Raw genomic sequence first — 17,373 nt, forward strand, 5'->3', positions numbered from 1 at the left:
TCCAGACAAAAGCTTCAGGCATAAAAAAACCGCCTCTTTCGAGGCGGTTTCTTTTTTACCTTAGCGCTGGATTATTCAGCCAGTTTGAAGGTGATGAAGCTGGCACGACCTTGACGCAGAACGCGCATCGACACCGAACGGTTCTTCGGCAGTGCCTTGGCGATCTCGCCGAACTCCTTGGTGGAGCCGATGGCCTGGTTGTTCAGGTGCGTGATCACGTCACCTGGCTGCAGACCAATCAGCGCCGCAGGACCGTCCTGCACTTCCTTGATCACCACACCACCTTTGAGGTCGTAGGTTTTCTTCTGCTCGGCGGTCAGCTCGCCCACCGACACACCGAGGCGGTTGCTGGTGCTTTCAGTACCGGACTTCGGTAGCGCATCCAGCTCTTTGTCTTCATCAGGGATCGCGCCAACCGTCAGCTCGACATTCTTGCGCTTGCCTTCACGAATCACTTCCAGATTGGCTTTGGCGCCAGCTTTCAGTGCGCCGACCAGATGCGGCAGATCAGCTGACATGACGATCGGCTGACCATTCATGCTCAGGATCACGTCGCCAACTTGCAGGCCACCTTTGGCTGCCGGACCGTCATCCTGAATCTGGGCAACCAGCGCGCCGGCCGGTTTATCCAGGCCGAACGACTCGGCCAGATCCTTATTCACTTCCTGGATGACCACGCCCAGCCAGCCGCGGCTGACTTTGCCACCGCTCTTCAGCTGATTGGACACATCCATCGCCACGTCGATCGGGATCGCGAACGACACGCCCATGAAACCACCCGAACGGGTGTAGATCTGCGAGTTGATGCCGACCACTTCACCGTTCAGGTTGAACAGCGGACCACCGGAGTTACCTGGGTTGATCGGCACGTCGGTCTGAATGAACGGCACATAGTTTTCGTTCGGCAGGCTACGACCCACGGCACTGACGATACCTTGAGTCACGGTATGGTCGAAGCCAAACGGCGAACCGATTGCCACGACCCACTGACCGGCTTTCAAGTCCTGGGATTTGCCGAGTTTGAGCACCGGCAGATCCTTGCCTTCGATTTTCAGCAAGGCCACGTCGGAGCGTGGATCGGTGCCGATCAGCTTGGCTTTCATTTCACTGCGGTCGGCGAGGCGGACGAGGATCTCGTCGGCATCGGCGATTACGTGGTTATTGGTCAGGATGTAGCCATCCGGGGAGATAATGAAGCCCGAACCCAGCGACTGCGCTTCACGCTGACGACCACCACCGCCCGGCGAACGCTGCTGAGGCGGCATGCCGCGCTCGAAGAATTCGCGCAGCATCGGCGGCAGGCCTTCCAGATCAGGCATCTGCTGGTTCACTTTGCGATCCGGCAGTTTCTGCGTGGTACTGATGTTCACCACGGCTGGCGAAGCTTGTTCGACCAATTGGGTGAAGTCAGGCAGATCGGCCGCTTGCGCCGCAGGCACCGCCTGACCGAGCAACAGCACAGTGGCGAAAATGGAGAGATAGGATTTCAAACTTGGTATCGACATACAGCTCCCGTTACGACGAGCAGGGTTAAGCGATATGGAGCAAGGAACGCCGGAAACCACCGACCGGCATTTTTGTTCCGGGAACAACAAACAAGGCCAGAGCCGTGAGGCTCTGACCTATAAAAAATTTTCGGGGTATTTGCAAATGAAAATGCTCAGCAAACATTTCATCTACGTCTCGATGAAGACGTGGTAATGACTGAAATCAGCTCACTGCTTACTGGTTGCAGTGCCATCGGTATTTCGCATCGACAGAGCAATTCGTTCGGCAGTGCCAATTGGAATCTCACCAACCACAGTGACCATCATCTCGCCTTCAGGCGTTGTCAGGCGACGGGAAACGGCAACGGTTGGACCCAGTTGCGTGCGGGTGTCAGTGACGGTTGCGCCGTTCAAAGGCTCAAGGAAAACCGAAAAGCGTGCCAAGCCGTCGTCGTACAGCAAACTGTTGACCTGAGTCTTGGTTTCCGGGTCCTTGTGCGAGGTGCTGCTGGTCAGTTCAAAACCCGGCGGCAGCCAGTCCGAATGCCAGACCTGAGCGGTCTTGACGGCGGAAGCCTTGTCGCTGTCGAGCGTTATCGCTTTACAGTCGGCATCAGCCTGCAAATCTTTGTCCGACGGGACTTCGTCAGTATCGAGACTGGTGAACTGGAAGCGTTCGAGCAACTGCCCCTTGTCGTTCAGCAGCAACGACTTCAGCGGCAAACCCGTTTTCTTGTCCAGATGCAATTCAAAACCGTAACGATGCTGATCGCGAGGCGTCAGCGATACAATCACTGCGTCTCGCCCAGCCACGCGCGATTTGCCGATGACGGCAAGGTCATACCAGTTTTTCAGCTTTTGCGGATCGAGAGGACGAGCGGCTGAGTTGGGGGAATCCCCCAGACCGGCAATCAGGGTGCCGCTGACGCATTGAGTGTGTCCATCAATGCGCACGACTTCCTGCGCCGAACCGTCGAGCTGGAGTAAACGCTCGCGAACCTGGCCATTCTGGACGCGATGCCAGATGTTATGGGTAGAAAAGCTACCGTTACGCTCGTATACGAAAGTGCCGTGAAAGCTTTGCTGCTGCTCGGCCTGGCCCAGACGGGTCAACCAGTCCTGGGCCTCATCAGCGTGGGCTGGAACTATGAACCAGCCACTGAGCAGAAGCGAAAGTAGAGGTATGGCGCGCATGATCCTCCTTAACGGTTTTCCAGACTTGCTGCACGTGCGTATGGCAACGCGCTTTCAGTGCCTTTCAGTGCAGCCTGTTGTGCGTGCTGACGCAGGTAGCCTGGCAGACGCTGATCATGCCAGCCTGGCTGACCTTGCAGTACGCCGTTGGCCATAGGGCCAGTGGCTTCCGAACTTTCACTATAGCCTGCCAGAACAGCCGGACCTTTGACCTGTGGGGTGGCCAAGGTTGGCTGATTGGATTGCTGAGCCAGCTCAACACCAGCGATTTCGTCCTGGTTGTACAGGCGAACACCGGCCAGAACGGCAACAGTCACCGAGGCTGCAACAGCCAGACGGCCAAGATTGCGCCATGGGCTGCGAGATACTTTGGCCGGAGCCGTTTCGTCTTCCAGTGCAGCAGACACTGCCGCAGCGATATCCAGACGTGGCAGCAGCAGATCCTTGTGCATGGCTGCCCGAGCGATCTGGTAACGAGCCCAGGTCTCACGGGTATCAACATCATCCAGTGCATTGAGCACTCGACGCAATTCCAGTTCGTCCGCTTCGTTATCCATCACTGCGGACAGCGATTCCTGCAGGGCTTCACGACTCATGGCGTTCCTCTCTTGGCTGTCGCCGCTGTCTCAGTTTTCCTGCAACAACGGCTGCAGGGCTTTATCGATGGCCTCCCGGGCGCGGAAAATCCGGGAGCGCACGGTACCCACCGGACATTGCATGACGCTCGCAATGTCCTCGTAACTCAGACCATCGAATTCACGTAAAGTTAACGCCGTACGCAAATCCTCTGGCAGTTGCTGAATGGTTCGATGGACAGTGCCTTCGATCTCATCCCGCAGCAGTGCACGTTCTGGTGACTCGAGATCCTTGAGGCCATGATCGCCATCGTAGAACTCTGCATCTTCGGAACTTACATCGCTATCCGGCGGCCGGCGGCCGCGTGAAACCAGGTAATTCTTTGCCGTGTTAATGGCAATACGGTACAGCCACGTATAAAACGCACTGTCGCCGCGAAAGTTTCCAAGCGCTCGATATGCCTTGATAAAGGCTTCCTGAGCCACGTCCTGGGCTTCATGGGTGTCGTGCACGAAACGCACGATCAACCCGAGAATCTTGTGCTGATACTTCAGCACCAACAGATCGAAAGCTCGCTTGTCGCCGCGTTGAACGCGCTCGACCAGCTGCTGATCCTCTTCCTGGGTTAGCATGAACACTCCTCGATAAGCCCGAAGGAGACTTGCATAACTAAACGACCAGACTTGCAAACATAGACTCGGGCTTTTCGCAAAAGTTCTCCCCCTCCAGGCAAGTTTCCTGCGGGCTCTGATTTGGCACGCACGAAAAGCGCAGCTCGGGATAAACCGGCTGCGCGAATAATCTTGTCATCGGTTTCGCCGGCAGGAATCCAACCGCAGATTCCGCACTGAAGCCGACACTGTCCCTTATCTCTGGCACCGACTATTGATCTTGGGCCTTTGGCAAAAGTTCCAATTATTTATAGCCGTCACCACCTGACATTGGGCGACCCTGTGCAGAAAAAGTCTGTTTCAGCACCGATACAGTCGTCTTTTCCCCAAATGGGTGAGAAAAACTTCCGACGAAGCACACGGTTTTTTCGGTCACAGTAGTTTCACAATGCCATGTCGGCCCGGCTATTGTGCCGATCCCCCCCTCTATATACTAGTGGGCTGTGTGGCTGCCTTGACTCGCCGATCCGGCAGTCCTGCACCACCCCCGACCCGGGTCGCTTTGAGCGGAATCCTGTAATGAGCCAACAATTCCAACATGATGTTCTGGTCATTGGCAGCGGTGCTGCCGGTTTAAGTCTCGCGCTGACCCTGCCGGGTCATTTGCGCATTGCCGTATTGAGCAAAGGCGATCTCGCCAACGGATCCACCTATTGGGCCCAGGGCGGCGTCGCAGCTGTGCTGGATGACACCGACACTGTCGAATCCCACGTCGACGACACCCTGAACGCCGGCGGCGGTCTATGCCACGAAGACGCAGTGCGTTTCACCGTCGAGCACAGCCGCGAGGCCATCCAGTGGCTGATCGACCAAGGCGTGCCTTTCACCCGCGACGATCAGTCCGGCACTGAAGACGGCGGATTCGAATTCCACCTGACCCGCGAAGGTGGCCACAGTCACCGCCGCATCATCCATGCGGCCGATGCCACCGGCGCTGCCATCTTCAAAACCCTGCTGGCCCAGGCCAAAGAGCGTTCGAATATCGAACTGCTGGAGCAGCGGGTCGCCGTCGACCTGATCACCGAACGACGCTTAGGCATGCAAGGCGAACGATGCCTCGGCGCCTACGTACTCAACCGCAAGACTGGCGAAGTCGACACCTACGGCGCACGCTTCGTGATTCTGGCCTCGGGCGGTGCCGCCAAGGTCTATCTCTATACCAGTAACCCCGACGGCGCCTGCGGTGACGGCATCGCCATGGCCTGGCGTTCGGGTTGCCGGGTGGCGAACCTGGAGTTCAACCAGTTCCACCCGACCTGCCTGTATCACCCACAGGCCAAGAGTTTTCTGATCACCGAAGCCCTGCGCGGCGAAGGCGCCCATTTGAAGCTGCCCAATGGCGAACGCTTCATGTCCCGCTTCGACAAGCGCGCCGAGCTGGCACCGCGTGACATCGTCGCCCGGGCCATCGACCATGAAATGAAGCGCTTGGGCGTTGACTGCGTGTATCTCGACATCAGCCACAAACCCGAAGCGTTCATTAAAAGTCACTTCCCGACTGTTTATGAGCGCTGCCTGGGATTCGGCATCGACATCACCAAACAGCCGATCCCGGTCGTCCCGGCCGCGCATTACACCTGTGGCGGCGTGATGGTCGATCAGAACGGTCGCACCGATGTGCCGGGCCTGTATGCCATCGGCGAAACCAGCTTCACCGGCCTGCATGGCGCCAACCGCATGGCCAGTAATTCGCTGCTGGAATGTTTCGTCTATGCCCGTTCGGCGGCGGCGGACATCCTCGCGCAACTGGACGATGTCGCCGCGCCAAGCGCCCTGCCCGTCTGGGACGCCAGCCAGGTCACCGACTCCGACGAAGACGTGATCATCGCGCACAACTGGGATGAACTGCGACGGTTCATGTGGGACTACGTCGGCATCGTGCGCACCAATAAGCGCCTGCAACGGGCGCAACACCGCGTGCGCCTGCTGCTGGACGAGATCGACGAGTTCTACAGCAACTATAAGGTCAGTCGCGATCTGATCGAACTGCGCAACCTGGCACAAGTCGCCGAACTGATGATTTGCTCAGCCATGGAGCGCAAGGAAAGTCGCGGCCTGCATTACACCCTCGACTATCCCGACCTGTTGCCTGAGGCGCTCGACACTATTCTGGTGCCGCCCACCTACGCCGGCTGAACTTGAGCCGTACTCGCAGGCGCCGGTGCAGATCCGCCGCCTGCGAGTCCCGTGGTACACAGATTGATCTGACCCGCCATTCCCCGCGCAGACGAAAACGCAAAACCACGATCAACGGCAGCGCCAGGCTGTCCGGCCTCAACTGCACGGCTTGCCAGCCATCCGCCTGATTCCACAACTGCCAGCCATCGGCGTCCCGGCGCAATCCGCGAAACGCCTGAGGGTGATTTAGCAGAATCTGCCGAGGCAACACCCAATATCCGTGAAGCAGACAGCCAAAAGCCCCGAGCAAACTTGCCCAGAGTGGAATAGAAAGCAGGAACACCGAACCCAGTGCGAACGCCTGGGCCAGCAGATACGCCGCCAGCAACTGCCGTGAGGCATGCCAGCGGCATTCGAACGTGTTACTTGGGCTGGACACGGTCCAGGATCATGCGAACCATACGCTGCAGCTCCGGATCTTCAGACTCGCTGCGCTCCATGAACCAGCCGAACATGTCCTGATCCTCGCACTCCAACAGGCGAACATACAACGCACGATCCACCTCGTTCAGATCGGCATAAACCTCTTTCACGAACGGCACCAGCAACACGTCAAGCTCAAGCATGCCGCGACGGCTGTGCCAAAAGAGGCGATTCAGTTCAACTTGTTCGACCATGGAGCCCTCCTCAAATTTGGCGGCAAGTATACAGCGCCGAGGCGGGTCGCACAGTCGGCTTTGGTCGGGCACCACCGATCCTTTATCAACTACCCATTTCACCAACGCGCCCTTATGATGTGCCCCAGTCTATTTACCCTGCGAAGACCCATGGCCGATTCTGCTTTTTTCTGCACCCTGTCTCATGAAGGCGTTCTCGCGGTTCGCGGCGCGGATGCCGGAAAATTCCTGCAAGGCCAGTTGACCTGCAATCTCAATTACCTGAGCGACAGCCGCGCCAGCCTCGGTGCTCGTTGCACACAGAAAGGCCGGATGCAGTCGAGCTTCCGCATTCTGCTTGAAGGCGATGGCGTGGTCCTGGCGATGGCCAGCGAGCTGCTGGAGCCGCAACTGGCGGACCTGAAAAAGTACGCGGTGTTCTCCAAATCAAAACTGACCGACGAAAGCGCCGCTTGGGTACGCTTCGGCCTGGCCCATGGCGACAACGCCTTGACCAGCCTCGGTCTGGATCTGCCGGCAGAAACTGACAGCCTCGTGCGCAATGAAAGCCTGATCGCGATTCGCGTCTCGCCGGATCGCGCCGAACTCTGGGCACCGGTCGATCAGGCTGACGCGATCAAAGCCAAATTGTCCGAAGCCCTGCCTGAAGCCGAGCTGAATCAATGGCTGCTGGGCCAGATCCGCGCCGGTATCGGTCAGGTCATGCCAAGCACTCGCGAGCTGTTCATCCCGCAGATGCTCAACCTGCAAGCCGTCGGCGGCGTGAGTTTCAAGAAAGGTTGCTACACCGGCCAGGAAATCGTCGCGCGCATGCAGTACCTGGGCAAACTCAAGCGTCGTCTGTATCGATTGAGCCTGGACGCTGCTGACTTGCCGGAGCCTGGTACACAACTGTTCGCGCCAAGCCACAACAGCGCCATCGGCGAAGTGGTGCTGGCCGCCAAGGCCGGGCAAAACATTGAACTCCTGGCGGTGCTGCAGGCCGAAGCTGCCGAAGCCGGTGATTTGCGTCTGGGCACCCTCGAAGGTCCCGCGCTGCATCTGCTCGACCTGCCTTACGAACTGGATCGCGACCGCGAAATCCAGCGCTGATCGCAGCATTTGTTGCAACACCCTAGAGAGTTTAAATGAGCGAACTGGCGGAAAAAGTCCAACAGGATTTGGTTGCGGCCATCGATAACGATGACCTGGTTCTGCCCACGTTGCCGGAAGTGGCCCTGCAGATTCGCAAGGCTGCTGAAGACCCGGAAATCAGCGTCAGCGACCTGAGCAAAGTGATCGGCCGTGACACGGCACTGTCGGCGCGCCTGATCAAAGTGGTCAACAGCCCGCTGCTGCGCGCCGCGCAGGAAGTCACCGACCTGCACACAGCCATCACCCGGCTGGGCATCAACTACAGCAGCAACCTGGCCATCGGCCTGGTGATGGAGCAGATCTTCCACGCCCGCTCCGAAGTGGTCGAGCAGAAGATGCGCGAAGTCTGGCGCAAGAGCCTGGAAATTGCCGGGGTCAGTTACGCGTTGTGCCGCCGCTACACGCAACTCAAGCCCGATCAGGCAGCCCTTGGCGGGCTGGTGCATCAGATCGGGGTACTGCCGATTCTGACTTACGCCGAAGATCACTATGAGCTGCTGTCGGATCCGGTCAGCCTCAACCATGTGATCGACCATATTCACCCGTTGCTCGGCGACAAGTTGCTGCGCGTGTGGGAGTTTCCGGAACGATTGGTGGAGTTGCCGGGGCGCTATCAGGACTTCAAGCGCGACTCGACGGCCATTGATTACGTCGATCTGGTGCAGGTGGCGAGCCTGTATTGCCACAAGGGCACTGACCACCCGTTTGCGCGGATTGATCCACTGAGCGTGCCGGCGTTCAGGAAGCTTGGGATTGATCCGGAGAACAAAGCGTTGTGTGAAGATCTGGAAGAGTCGCGGACGATGTTTTACTGATCCGAGACCGCGCCGCCACATTCGCGAGCAGGCTCGCTCCCACAGGAAAATGCATTCCAGAGTGGGAGCGAGCCTGCTCGCGAAGGGGCCAGCAAAACCACCACAATCAGCCGGCAATAAAACTGACCCGCACCTTCAACCCCGCCTGCTCACCGTCATGCAAACTAATCTGCGCCAGATGCGCCCGGCAGATCTCGCCAACAATCGCCAGCCCCAATCCTGAACCCGCCACCTGCTGATTGCGCCGATAGAAACGCTCGAACACCCGATCGCGCTCTTCCAGCGGAATCCCCGGGCCGTCATCTTCCACTTCAAGCACCGCCGGCGCCGTCACCCGCAAAATCACGTTGCCGCCCGATGGCGTGTGCGCCAAGGCGTTGTCCACCAGATTGCTCAGCAACTCATTGAGCAACGTCGGTTCACCGCGCAGCCACACCGGTTCGTCCGCCTCTAGCGCCAGGGCCACCCCGCGCTTGTGCGCCAGTGGCGCCATGGCCATGCCCAGCTCTCGGGCCAACTGACTCAGATCGAGCAACTGCGCGCCGCCCTCGGCAATCGCCCGGGCGCCGTTTTCGACCCGCGCCAACGACAGCAACTGATTGGCCAGATGTGTCAGGCGATCAGTGCTTTGTGCCGAGGACTCCAGCGTCGAACGCCAGACCTCGGCATCATTGGAACGCAGGCCCAGCTCAAGCCGCGCCTTCAGCGCTGCCAAAGGCGTACGCAACTCATGGGCGGCATCGGCAATGAACTGCGCCTGCCGTTCAAACTGCCCGCGCAGACGCTCGGTGAAATGATTGAGCCCGCGCACCAGCGGCCACAGTTCATGCTGCACTTCAACCAATGGCAGCGGGCGCAAGTCGTCGGGCTGACGCTCTTCCACCGCCGTGCGCAAGCGCTCCAATGGGCGCAGTGCCGCACTGACCGCGAACCAGACCAGCAACAACGCGCCAATCGCCAACATACCCAAACGCAGCAAGGTATCGGCGGCCAGACTACGCGCCATGCTCACCCGCGCTTCGTCGGTTTCGGCCACGCGGATTTCCGCCATGCCGTTCATGTTCGGCTCGCTCACCGCTTTCAGCAGACTGACCACGCGCACGTTCTGACCGTTGTAAGTGGCGTTGTAGAAGCGCGCCAACGCGGGATAACTGTCCGTTCGCGGCGTCCCTGGTGGCGGGCCGGGGAGGTTTTCGTAGCCGGAAATCAGCTTCTGATGGATATCGTTGACCTGATAGTAAATCCGCCCGGCGCTGTCGTAAGCGAAGGTATCGAGTGCGACGTAGGGCACATCGGCGCTCAGTGTGCCGTCACGCTGCGACAGGCCCGCGGCGATGGTCCGCGCCGAGGCCAGCAACGTGCGGTCATACGCGGTGTCGGCGGCTTCGCGACCATTCCAGTATGCGCTCAAACCGCTGGCGAGCATCAGTACCACCAGCAGCAATGCAAGGTTCCACAGCAAGCGCCAGCGCAGGCTGCTGGGCTTATGCATCGCGGCTTTCCAGCAGATAACCCAGACCACGGAACGTCACGATCGCCACTGGTTGGCCGTCGAGTTTCTTGCGCAAGCGGTGCACGTAGATTTCGATGGCATCGGGGCTGGCCTCTTCGTCGAGACCGAACACCTGGGACGCCAGTTGCTCCTTGCTCATCACCCGTCCCGGCCGGGCGATCAGCGCTTCCAGCACCGCTTGTTCGCGGGACGTCAGCGTCAGCAACTCTTCGCCGAGGGTGAAGCGCCGGGTGTCGAGGTCGTAGGCCAGCACACCGCAGCGCTGCTGGCGTTCACCACCGAGCACACTGCGGCGCAGCAAGGCTTTGACCCGTGCTTCCAGCTCAGTCAGCTCGAAAGGCTTGGCGAGGTAATCGTCGGCGCCCAGATTGAGGCCATGGACGCGATCCTTCACATCGCTGCGCGCCGTTAGCATCAACACCGGCAGATTTTTGCCGCGTGCGCGCAAACGCGCGAGCACCTCGAAACCGTCCATGCGCGGCAGGCCGACATCGAGGATCGCCACGGCGTATTCCTCACTGCCCAGCGCCAGATCGGCGGCCACACCATCGTGCAACACATCCACGGTCAGACCGGTGCTCTTGAGCGCCTGCGCAACGCTTTCAGCCAATTGCAGATGGTCTTCGACGAGCAGAACACGCATGGATTTTTACCTCGTTCAGGAATGGCCAACGCCACGCTTTGCCGCGGAGTTTACAGCCGCAACCGCCGCTGTGAAGCCCGAAAACCTTGAAAGTCAGCTGAAAGGTTAGCGAAAGGTTAGCTCGTTACAGTCGGCCCACGGACAGTTCCGACTGCCGTCGCTGATGCCACACAGCGTAAAGAAAAACGCCTCGAAGCGTTTTCGACCAATAAGAACAATAAACGGAGTAAACCCGCATGCCGTCCATGCAGCCTCAGGCCTCCACGCCTGTCCGCCCTTCCCGTTTCAGCCACACCGCCCTCGCCAGTGCCGCCGCCCTTGCCGGTTTTTCGCCGTTGAGTTTTGCCGACTTCATCGAAGACAGCAGCGCCACCTTCGAAACCCGCAACATGTATTTCAACCGCGACTTTCGCGATGGCACCAGCGCCCAGCAATCCAAGCGTGACGAATGGGCTCAAGGGTTCATGCTTAATCTGCAATCGGGTTACACCGACGGCACCGTGGGGTTCGGTGTCGATGCGCTGGGCATGCTCGGGGTCAAACTTGATTCAAGCCCGGACCGCACCGGTACCGGCCTGCTGCCGACCCATGATGACGGGCGCGCGGCGGATGAATACTCCAAAGTCGGCCTGACCGGCAAAGTGAAAATTTCCGCCACCGAGCTGAAAATCGGCAGCCTGATTCCTGAACTGCCGATCCTCAAGCCCAACGACGGGCGCATCCTGCCGCAGACCTTTGAAGGCGGCTTGCTGACATCCAAAGAGATCAAGAACCTGACCTTCACCGGTGGCCGTCTGGAGAAAGCCAAGGATCGCGACAGCACCGATTTCGAGGACATCGCCCTCAACAACAAGAACAGCCGTTTTGCCGGCACCGCCGCTGGCAAGCACTTCGATTTTGGCGGCGTGGACTACAAGTTCACCGACAAGATCACCGGCAGTTACCACTTCGCCCAACTCGACGAAGTCTACAACCAGCACTTCTTCGGCCTCGTTGCCTCGCGACCTATGGGACCCGGTACGTTTGCCACCGACCTGCGTTTCGCCGTCAGTGATGATCAGGGCGCAGCCCGTGGCGGCGAGATCGACAACCGCTCGCTCAACGGTCTGGTCAGCTACGCGCTGAGCGGCCACAAGTTCAGCGCCGGTTACCAGCACATGTCTGGCGACAGTGCCTTCCCTTATGTCGATGGCAGCGACCCGTACCTGGTCAACTTCGTGCAGATCAACGATTTCGCCGGCGCTGAAGAGCGCTCCTGGCAGGCGCGCTACGACTTCGACTTCGCCAAACTCGGCATCCCCGGTCTTAGCTTCATGAGTCGCTACTTGAGCGGTGACAACATCAAGCTCAAGAACGGCGAAGAAGGCAAAGAATGGGAACGCAACACCGAGATCAAATATGTAGTACAAAGCGGCGCCTTGAAGGATGTCGCCGTGCGTTTGCGTAATGCCACTTACCGCTCCAACTACTCGGCTCGCGATGCTGACGAAGTGCGTTTGCTGGTGAGCTACAGCGTTGCCCTTTGGTAAATGCCCGTAAGTGAAAAACACGTCGAATAACAACAATGCCCGTGGAGAATCGAATGAACCTGTCACTGCGTAAAGTTGCACTGGCCGCCAGTTGCATCCTGTTTGCCGGCCAACTGATGGCCGAACCGAAACGTCCGGAATGTATCGCCCCGGCCTCCCCCGGCGGTGGTTTCGACCTGACCTGCAAACTGGTGCAGAGCGCACTGGTCAACCAGAAACTGCTGAGCAAACCGATGCGTGTGACCTACATGCCCGGCGGTGTCGGCGCGGTGGCCTACAACGCCGTGGTCGCGCAACGTCCGGCCGATGCCGGCACGCTGGTCGCGTGGTCGAGCGGTTCGCTGTTGAACCTGGCCCAGGGCAAGTTCGGTCGCTTCGATGAGACCAACGTGCGCTGGCTGGCAGCGGTTGGCACCAGCTACGGCGCCATCGCGGTGAAGAGCGATTCGCCCTACAAGACCCTCGACGATCTCGTTCAGGCACTGAAGAAAGATCCAAGCTCCGTGGTGATCGGCTCCGGCGGCACCGTCGGCAGCCAGGACTGGATGCAAACCGCACTGATCGCCAAGGCTGCCGGGATCAACCCGCGCGACCTGCGTTACGTCGCGCTTGAAGGTGGCGGCGAAATCGCCACGGCCCTGCTCGGTGGTCACATCCAGGTCGGCAGTACCGACATCTCCGACTCCATGCCGCACATCCAGAGCGGTGACATGCGCCTGCTCGCGGTGTTCGCCGACAAGCGTCTCGACGAGCCGGAAATGAAAGACATTCCGACCGCTCGCGAACAAGGCTACGACATCGTCTGGCCAGTGGTGCGCGGCTTCTACCTGGGGCCAAAAGTCAGCGATGAAGACTACGCCTGGTGGAAAGACTCGTTCGACAAACTGCTGGCCTCCGACGAATTCGCCAAGCTGCGCGACCAGCGTGAACTGTTCCCGTTCGCCATGACCGGCCCGGAACTCGACACCTACGTGAAGAAGCAGGTGGCGGACTACAAAGTGCTGGCCAAAGAGTTCGGCCTGATTCAGTGATCGCCTCTGTCTAGCGGCCATGCCCTCGCGCCTTGAGGTCATGGCCCAGGAGTTCCTCATGCTCGTTCAACGCATTTTTGCGTCGTTACTGTTGCTGGCCTGCGTCAGCCTGATAGCGATGGCCTGGCCTTACCAGGCACCGTTTTCCTACGAACCGATCGGCCCGCGCGCCTTCCCGTTGCTGATGCTCGGGCTGATGGCGATCGGGCTGGTGTACATGATCTACCGCCCCTCCCCGATCAAACACAGCGACGAAGACCCGCCACTGGATCGCGGCACCCTGAAAAAAATCGGTGTCTGCGTGCTGTTGCTACTGGTGTTCGCCGGCCTGTTCGAACCGCTGGGTTTCATCCTCAGCAGCATTCTGATCGGTATCCCGATGGCCCGTTTGTACGGCGGCCGCTGGTTGCCCGGCGCAATAATCATCAGTTTGCTGAGCATCGGTCTGTACCTGCTGTTCGACAAAGTCATGGACGTGCCACTGCCTCTGGGCCTGCTCGACGTTCTGGAGAACTGATATGGATACGCTGGGTTATTTGAGTCACGGTTTCGGGGTCGCGCTGACCCCCTACAACCTCGTCACCGCGTTGAGCGGCACCTTGATCGGCACCATCGTCGGCCTGCTTCCGGGTCTTGGGCCGATCAACGGTGTCGCGTTGCTGATCCCGATTGCATTCGCGCTCGGCCTGCCGCCGGAGTCGGCGCTGATCCTCTTGGCGGCGGTATATCTGGGCTGCGAATACGGCGGACGGATCAGTTCGATTCTGCTGAACATTCCGGGTGAAGCTTCTACCGTCATGACCACCCTCGACGGCTATCCGATGGCCCGTCAGGGTCTGGCCGGTGTCGCGCTGTCGCTGTCGGCATGGAGTTCGTTCATTGGCGCGTTTATCGCGACCTGCGGCATGGTGATTTTTGCGCCGATTCTGGCGAAGTGGGCCATTGCGTTCGGGCCCGCCGAATACTTCGTGCTGATGGTGTTTGCGATTGTCTGTCTCGGCGGCATGGCCGGTGATCGACCGTTGAAAACGTTCATTGCGGCGTTGATCGGTTTGTTTCTGTCGACGGTCGGCATTGATGCCAACAGCGGCGTGTATCGCTTCACCGGCGATAACATCCACCTCACCGACGGTATTCAGTTTGTGGTGTTGGTGTTGGGTCTGTTCTCGATCAGCGAAATTCTTCTGCTGCTGGAAAAAACCCACCGGGGCCAGGAAGCGTTCAAAGCCACCGGGCGCATGATGTTCAATTTCAAGGAAGCGGCGTCAGTGTTCGCGGTGAACCTGCGTTGCGGCGTGCTGGGTTTCATCATGGGTGTGCTGCCAGGCGCCGGCGCGACACTGGCCAGTGCCGTGGCCTACATGACCGAGAAAAAAATCGCCGGCCCCAACGGCAAATTCGGTCAGGGTGACAAACGCGGCCTGGCGGCACCGGAAACCGCCATCGGTGCCGAAGCCTGTGGCGCGCTGGTGCCGATGCTTACCCTCGGCGTACCGGGTTCGGGTACCACGGCGGTGATGATCGGCGCCCTGTCGCTGTACAACATCACCCCCGGACCGCTGCTGTTCCAGCAACAACCGGACATCGTCTGGGGCCTGATCGCTTCGCTGTTCATCGCCAACATTATGCTGGTGATCCTGAACATCCCGATGATCCGTATCTTCACCCGCATCCTCGCCGTGCCGAATTGGGCACTCGTACCGATGATCGCGATCATTACCGCGATCGGCGTGTACGCCGTGCATGCGACCACGTTCGACCTGTTCCTGATGATTGGTATCGGCATCTTCGGCTACATCCTGCGTAAGCTCGACTTCCCGCTATCGCCGGTGCTGCTGGGCTTCATCCTCGGTGGTCTGATGGAGCAGAACCTGCGGCGCGCGCTGTCGATCTCCAACGGTTCGCTGGAGATCCTCTGGTCGAGCGGCATCACCCTCGCCGTCTGGGGCCTGATTGTGATGATGTTGCTGGTGCCGATCCTGCGCATCTGGCGCAAACGTTCGGTCGCGCGTCGCGCCATCGCCGATGTTTGATCGCGCCTCACTGAAATCCTGGTGGGGAACCCCGCTGGTCGGTCTGCTTGGCGGCTACCTCGCCAGCCAGATCGGCTGGCCACTGCCGTGGATGGTCGGCTCGTTGCTGGCGATCATCCTCGTGCGCTGCCTGACCCCGTGGCAACTCACGGAAATCCCTGGCGGCCGCAAGTGCGGCCAGTGGATTGTCGGCATCGGGATTGGCCTGCACTTCACTCCGGTGGTGATGGAGCAGGTGCTCAGTCATTTCGGTTTGATCTTCTTCGGTGCGCTGGTCACCAGTGTCTCGGCGGTGGTCGGCGTGTGGTTGATGCGCCGTACCGGTGAAGATCGCGCCACAGCGTTTTTCTCGAGCATGCCCGGCGGTTCCGGGGAGATGGTCAACCTCGGCGCCCGCAACGGCGCGATGCTCAGTCATGTTGCGGCAGGGCAGAGTTTGCGGGTGCTGGTGGTGGTCTTGTGTGTGCCGGCGGCGTTCAAATATCTGCTCGGCGACGGCAATCCGATTTCTCATGCCGGCAGCGTCGATTGGCGCTGGCTGGCGCTTCTGTTTCCGGCGGGCGGTTTGCTTGCGTGGCTCTGGCAGCGTTTGCGCCAACCCAATCCGTGGCTGTTCGGGCCGTTGCTGGTGAGTGCGGCGGTGAGCATTGGCTGGGATTTGCACATTGGTTTGCCCAATGGCGGCAGTCAGATTGGCCAATGGCTGATTGGCAGCGGTCTGGGTTGTCACTTCAATCGGCAGTTTTTCCGCCGTGCGCCTTCGTTTATGGGGCGGACATTGATCGGCACGGCGTTGACCATGTTGATTGCGACACTGGCGGCGTTAGGGTTGAGCGCTTTGACCCATCTGGATCTGCGTTCGCTGACGCTGGGCATGATGCCCGGCGGAATTGCCGAGATGAGTCTGACGGCAGAGACGCTGCAATTGTCGGTGCCGTTGGTGACGGCGATGCAGGTGATGCGGTTGTTGTTTGTGCTGTTTCTGGCGGAGCCGTTGTTCAAGTACTGGAATCGTAATCCCGAGTAAGTCTGGAAGCTGACCGTTCCCACGCTCTGCGTGGGAATGCAGCCCGGGACGCTCTGCGTCCCTTTCAGAGCCGAACGCGGAGCGTCCGTTGAGGCATTCCCACGCAGAGCGTGGGAACGAGGTTACGCGATGGGCGGCAAACGCCACTCGATCGGTGTTTCGCCATTCTGCTCGAGAAACTTGTTGGTCCGGCTGAAGTGTCCGCAACCCAAGAACCCGCGATATGCCGACAATGGTGACGGATGCACCGACGTCAGCACCAGATGCTTGGTCGCGTCGATCAGCTTCTGCTTGCTCTGAGCGTGCGCGCCCCAGAGCATGAACACCAGATGCGGCTGGCGCTCGCTGACCACCTCAATGATCCGATCAGTGAAGAACTGCCAGCCCTTGTCTTTATGCGCATTGGCGTTGGCGCGCTCGACGGTCATGGTGGTGTTGATCATCAACACGCCCTGATCGGCCCAGCTCTGCAGGTAGCCGTGATTGGGAATATCGATGTTCAGGTCGCGCTTCAACTCTTTATAGATGTTGACCAGCGACGGCGGCGCCGGCACGCCCGGTTGCACCGAAAAGCACAAGCCGTGGGCCTGGCCCGGGCCGTGATACGGGTCCTGGCCGAGGATCACCACCTTCACTTTATCCAGCGGCGTCGAGTTCAGCGCGTTGAAAATCATCGGTCCCGGCGGATAGATTTCCTTGCCGGCAGCCCGCTCCTGCTGCAGAAACTGGCGCAACTCTGCCATGTAAGGCTGGTCGAACTCAGCACGCAGTGCCTCCTTCCAGCTCGGTTCGAGTTTGATACGGTCGTCAGCAGTCATGGTCATACCCGGCAAAAACAATGGGGCGAACCCTAGGAAAGCCGACCACGCTTGTCAATTGATCTGATGCAGATCCGGCACTTTCCCACACAACGATCATACTGATC

General features: G+C 59.4%; 17 protein-coding genes. 8 read left to right on the top strand and 9 right to left on the bottom strand.

Features of this window, described 5'->3' with window-relative positions; genetic code table 11:
• Window positions 1–71 precede the first annotated feature (71 nt).
• From CKW14_RS15395 to rpoE, 4 genes are all read right to left on the bottom strand, one after another.
• The gene (locus CKW14_RS15395) at window positions 72–1,505 is read right to left on the bottom strand and encodes a DegQ family serine endoprotease (RefSeq protein ID WP_034153148.1); all 1,434 of its coding nucleotides are present in this window, start codon (window positions 1,503–1,505) and stop codon (window positions 72–74) included.
• A gap of 210 nt (window positions 1,506–1,715) precedes the next feature.
• A complete protein-coding gene (locus CKW14_RS15400) occupies window positions 1,716–2,681 on the bottom strand; it encodes a MucB/RseB C-terminal domain-containing protein (RefSeq protein ID WP_093438329.1) in 966 nt (321 codons plus the stop codon).
• An 8-nt stretch (window positions 2,682–2,689) separates the two neighbouring features.
• Window positions 2,690–3,277: a sigma-E factor negative regulatory protein gene (locus CKW14_RS15405; RefSeq protein ID WP_034153146.1), complete on the bottom strand. Its 588-nt coding sequence runs from the start codon at window positions 3,275–3,277 to the stop codon at window positions 2,690–2,692.
• Between the two features lie 30 nt (window positions 3,278–3,307).
• Window positions 3,308–3,889 (bottom strand): RNA polymerase sigma factor RpoE, encoded by a 582-nt coding sequence (gene rpoE / locus CKW14_RS15410; protein WP_003172477.1) that lies wholly within the window; start codon window positions 3,887–3,889, stop codon window positions 3,308–3,310.
• A gap of 558 nt (window positions 3,890–4,447) precedes the next feature.
• Between rpoE and nadB the strand changes: the two genes are divergently transcribed.
• Window positions 4,448–6,064, top strand: a complete 1,617-nt coding sequence (gene nadB / locus CKW14_RS15415; RefSeq protein WP_095049218.1) for an L-aspartate oxidase — start codon at window positions 4,448–4,450, stop codon at window positions 6,062–6,064.
• On the opposite strand, the gene CKW14_RS15420 is transcribed toward nadB, so the two are convergent.
• Together CKW14_RS15420 and CKW14_RS15425 are read right to left on the bottom strand one after the other, a co-directional pair.
• Window positions 6,033–6,485, bottom strand: a complete 453-nt coding sequence (locus tag CKW14_RS15420; protein ID WP_095049217.1) for a protein YgfX — start codon at window positions 6,483–6,485, stop codon at window positions 6,033–6,035. The genes nadB and CKW14_RS15420 overlap by 32 nt on opposite strands.
• Window positions 6,469–6,723, bottom strand: a complete 255-nt coding sequence (locus CKW14_RS15425; RefSeq protein WP_095049216.1) for a succinate dehydrogenase assembly factor 2 — start codon at window positions 6,721–6,723, stop codon at window positions 6,469–6,471. The genes CKW14_RS15420 and CKW14_RS15425 overlap by 17 nt, the downstream gene beginning before the upstream one ends.
• Before the next feature lie 150 nt (window positions 6,724–6,873).
• On the opposite strand from CKW14_RS15425, the gene CKW14_RS15430 reads away from it, so the two are divergent.
• Complete coding sequence (locus CKW14_RS15430; RefSeq protein ID WP_095049215.1) at window positions 6,874–7,815, top strand: folate-binding protein YgfZ; 942 nt, start codon at window positions 6,874–6,876, stop codon at window positions 7,813–7,815.
• Between the two features lie 35 nt (window positions 7,816–7,850).
• A complete protein-coding gene (locus tag CKW14_RS15435; RefSeq protein ID WP_093438380.1) occupies window positions 7,851–8,672 on the top strand; it encodes an HDOD domain-containing protein in 822 nt (273 codons plus the stop codon).
• 106 nt (window positions 8,673–8,778) lie between these two features.
• Here the strand turns inward: CKW14_RS15435 and CKW14_RS15440 are convergent, their stop codons facing one another.
• Together CKW14_RS15440 and CKW14_RS15445 are read right to left on the bottom strand one after the other, a co-directional pair.
• Window positions 8,779–10,164 (bottom strand): sensor histidine kinase, encoded by a 1,386-nt coding sequence (locus CKW14_RS15440; protein ID WP_095049214.1) that lies wholly within the window; start codon window positions 10,162–10,164, stop codon window positions 8,779–8,781.
• Entirely contained in the window at window positions 10,157–10,828 is a 672-nt protein-coding gene (locus CKW14_RS15445; RefSeq protein WP_007911422.1) for a response regulator, read from the bottom strand. Before CKW14_RS15445 ends, CKW14_RS15440 begins: the two co-directional genes overlap by 8 nt.
• 236 nt (window positions 10,829–11,064) lie before the next feature.
• On the opposite strand from CKW14_RS15445, the gene CKW14_RS15450 reads away from it, so the two are divergent.
• Genes CKW14_RS15450 through CKW14_RS15470 form a run of 5 tightly spaced genes read left to right on the top strand, consistent with a single transcriptional unit; the run spans window position 11,065 to window position 16,448 of the window.
• Window positions 11,065–12,357, top strand: coding sequence for an OprD family porin (locus CKW14_RS15450; RefSeq protein ID WP_038358338.1), 1,293 nt, complete (start codon window positions 11,065–11,067; stop codon window positions 12,355–12,357).
• A 53-nt stretch (window positions 12,358–12,410) separates the two neighbouring features.
• Window positions 12,411–13,388: a tripartite tricarboxylate transporter substrate binding protein gene (locus CKW14_RS15455; protein WP_034153137.1), complete on the top strand. Its 978-nt coding sequence runs from the start codon at window positions 12,411–12,413 to the stop codon at window positions 13,386–13,388.
• Between the two features lie 58 nt (window positions 13,389–13,446).
• Window positions 13,447–13,905 carry a tripartite tricarboxylate transporter TctB family protein gene (locus CKW14_RS15460; protein WP_095049213.1) on the top strand — a complete coding sequence of 153 codons (459 nt, stop codon included), beginning with the start codon at window positions 13,447–13,449 and terminating at the stop codon, window positions 13,903–13,905.
• 1 nt (window position 13,906) lies between these two features.
• Window positions 13,907–15,421: a tripartite tricarboxylate transporter permease gene (locus CKW14_RS15465; protein ID WP_095049212.1), complete on the top strand. Its 1,515-nt coding sequence runs from the start codon at window positions 13,907–13,909 to the stop codon at window positions 15,419–15,421.
• Complete coding sequence (locus CKW14_RS15470; protein WP_095125583.1) at window positions 15,414–16,448, top strand: AbrB family transcriptional regulator; 1,035 nt, start codon at window positions 15,414–15,416, stop codon at window positions 16,446–16,448. Before CKW14_RS15465 ends, CKW14_RS15470 begins: the two co-directional genes overlap by 8 nt.
• A gap of 122 nt (window positions 16,449–16,570) precedes the next feature.
• Here CKW14_RS15470 and ung read toward each other — a convergent pair whose 3' ends face one another.
• Window positions 16,571–17,266 carry a uracil-DNA glycosylase gene (gene ung, locus CKW14_RS15475; protein WP_095049315.1) on the bottom strand — a complete coding sequence of 232 codons (696 nt, stop codon included), beginning with the start codon at window positions 17,264–17,266 and terminating at the stop codon, window positions 16,571–16,573.
• Window positions 17,267–17,373 lie beyond the last annotated feature (107 nt).

The sequence above is a fragment of the Pseudomonas sp. Irchel s3a12 genome (assembly GCF_900187485.1).
Classification (GTDB): Bacteria; Pseudomonadota; Gammaproteobacteria; order Pseudomonadales; family Pseudomonadaceae; genus Aquipseudomonas; species Aquipseudomonas neuropathica.

Bases quoted from the DNA above. Each gene is read 5' to 3' on its own strand.
- CKW14_RS15440 (WP_095049214.1), bottom strand. From the start codon at position 10,164: ATGCATAAGCCCAGCAGCCTGCGCTGGCGCTTGCTGTGGAACCTTGCA.
- nadB (WP_095049218.1), top strand. From the start codon at position 4,448: ATGAGCCAACAATTCCAACATGATGTTCTGGTCATTGGCAGCGGTGCT.
- CKW14_RS15405 (WP_034153146.1), bottom strand. From the start codon at position 3,277: ATGAGTCGTGAAGCCCTGCAGGAATCGCTGTCCGCAGTGATGGATAAC.
- rpoE (WP_003172477.1), bottom strand. From the start codon at position 3,889: ATGCTAACCCAGGAAGAGGATCAGCAGCTGGTCGAGCGCGTTCAACGC.
- ung (WP_095049315.1), bottom strand. From the start codon at position 17,266: ATGACTGCTGACGACCGTATCAAACTCGAACCGAGCTGGAAGGAGGCA.
- CKW14_RS15455 (WP_034153137.1), top strand. From the start codon at position 12,411: ATGAACCTGTCACTGCGTAAAGTTGCACTGGCCGCCAGTTGCATCCTG.
- CKW14_RS15460 (WP_095049213.1), top strand. From the start codon at position 13,447: ATGCTCGTTCAACGCATTTTTGCGTCGTTACTGTTGCTGGCCTGCGTC.
- CKW14_RS15465 (WP_095049212.1), top strand. From the start codon at position 13,907: ATGGATACGCTGGGTTATTTGAGTCACGGTTTCGGGGTCGCGCTGACC.
- CKW14_RS15435 (WP_093438380.1), top strand. From the start codon at position 7,851: ATGAGCGAACTGGCGGAAAAAGTCCAACAGGATTTGGTTGCGGCCATC.
- CKW14_RS15430 (WP_095049215.1), top strand. From the start codon at position 6,874: ATGGCCGATTCTGCTTTTTTCTGCACCCTGTCTCATGAAGGCGTTCTC.
- CKW14_RS15395 (WP_034153148.1), bottom strand. From the start codon at position 1,505: ATGTCGATACCAAGTTTGAAATCCTATCTCTCCATTTTCGCCACTGTG.
- CKW14_RS15470 (WP_095125583.1), top strand. From the start codon at position 15,414: ATGTTTGATCGCGCCTCACTGAAATCCTGGTGGGGAACCCCGCTGGTC.
- CKW14_RS15400 (WP_093438329.1), bottom strand. From the start codon at position 2,681: ATGCGCGCCATACCTCTACTTTCGCTTCTGCTCAGTGGCTGGTTCATA.
- CKW14_RS15425 (WP_095049216.1), bottom strand. From the start codon at position 6,723: ATGGTCGAACAAGTTGAACTGAATCGCCTCTTTTGGCACAGCCGTCGC.
- CKW14_RS15450 (WP_038358338.1), top strand. From the start codon at position 11,065: ATGCCGTCCATGCAGCCTCAGGCCTCCACGCCTGTCCGCCCTTCCCGT.
- CKW14_RS15445 (WP_007911422.1), bottom strand. From the start codon at position 10,828: ATGCGTGTTCTGCTCGTCGAAGACCATCTGCAATTGGCTGAAAGCGTT.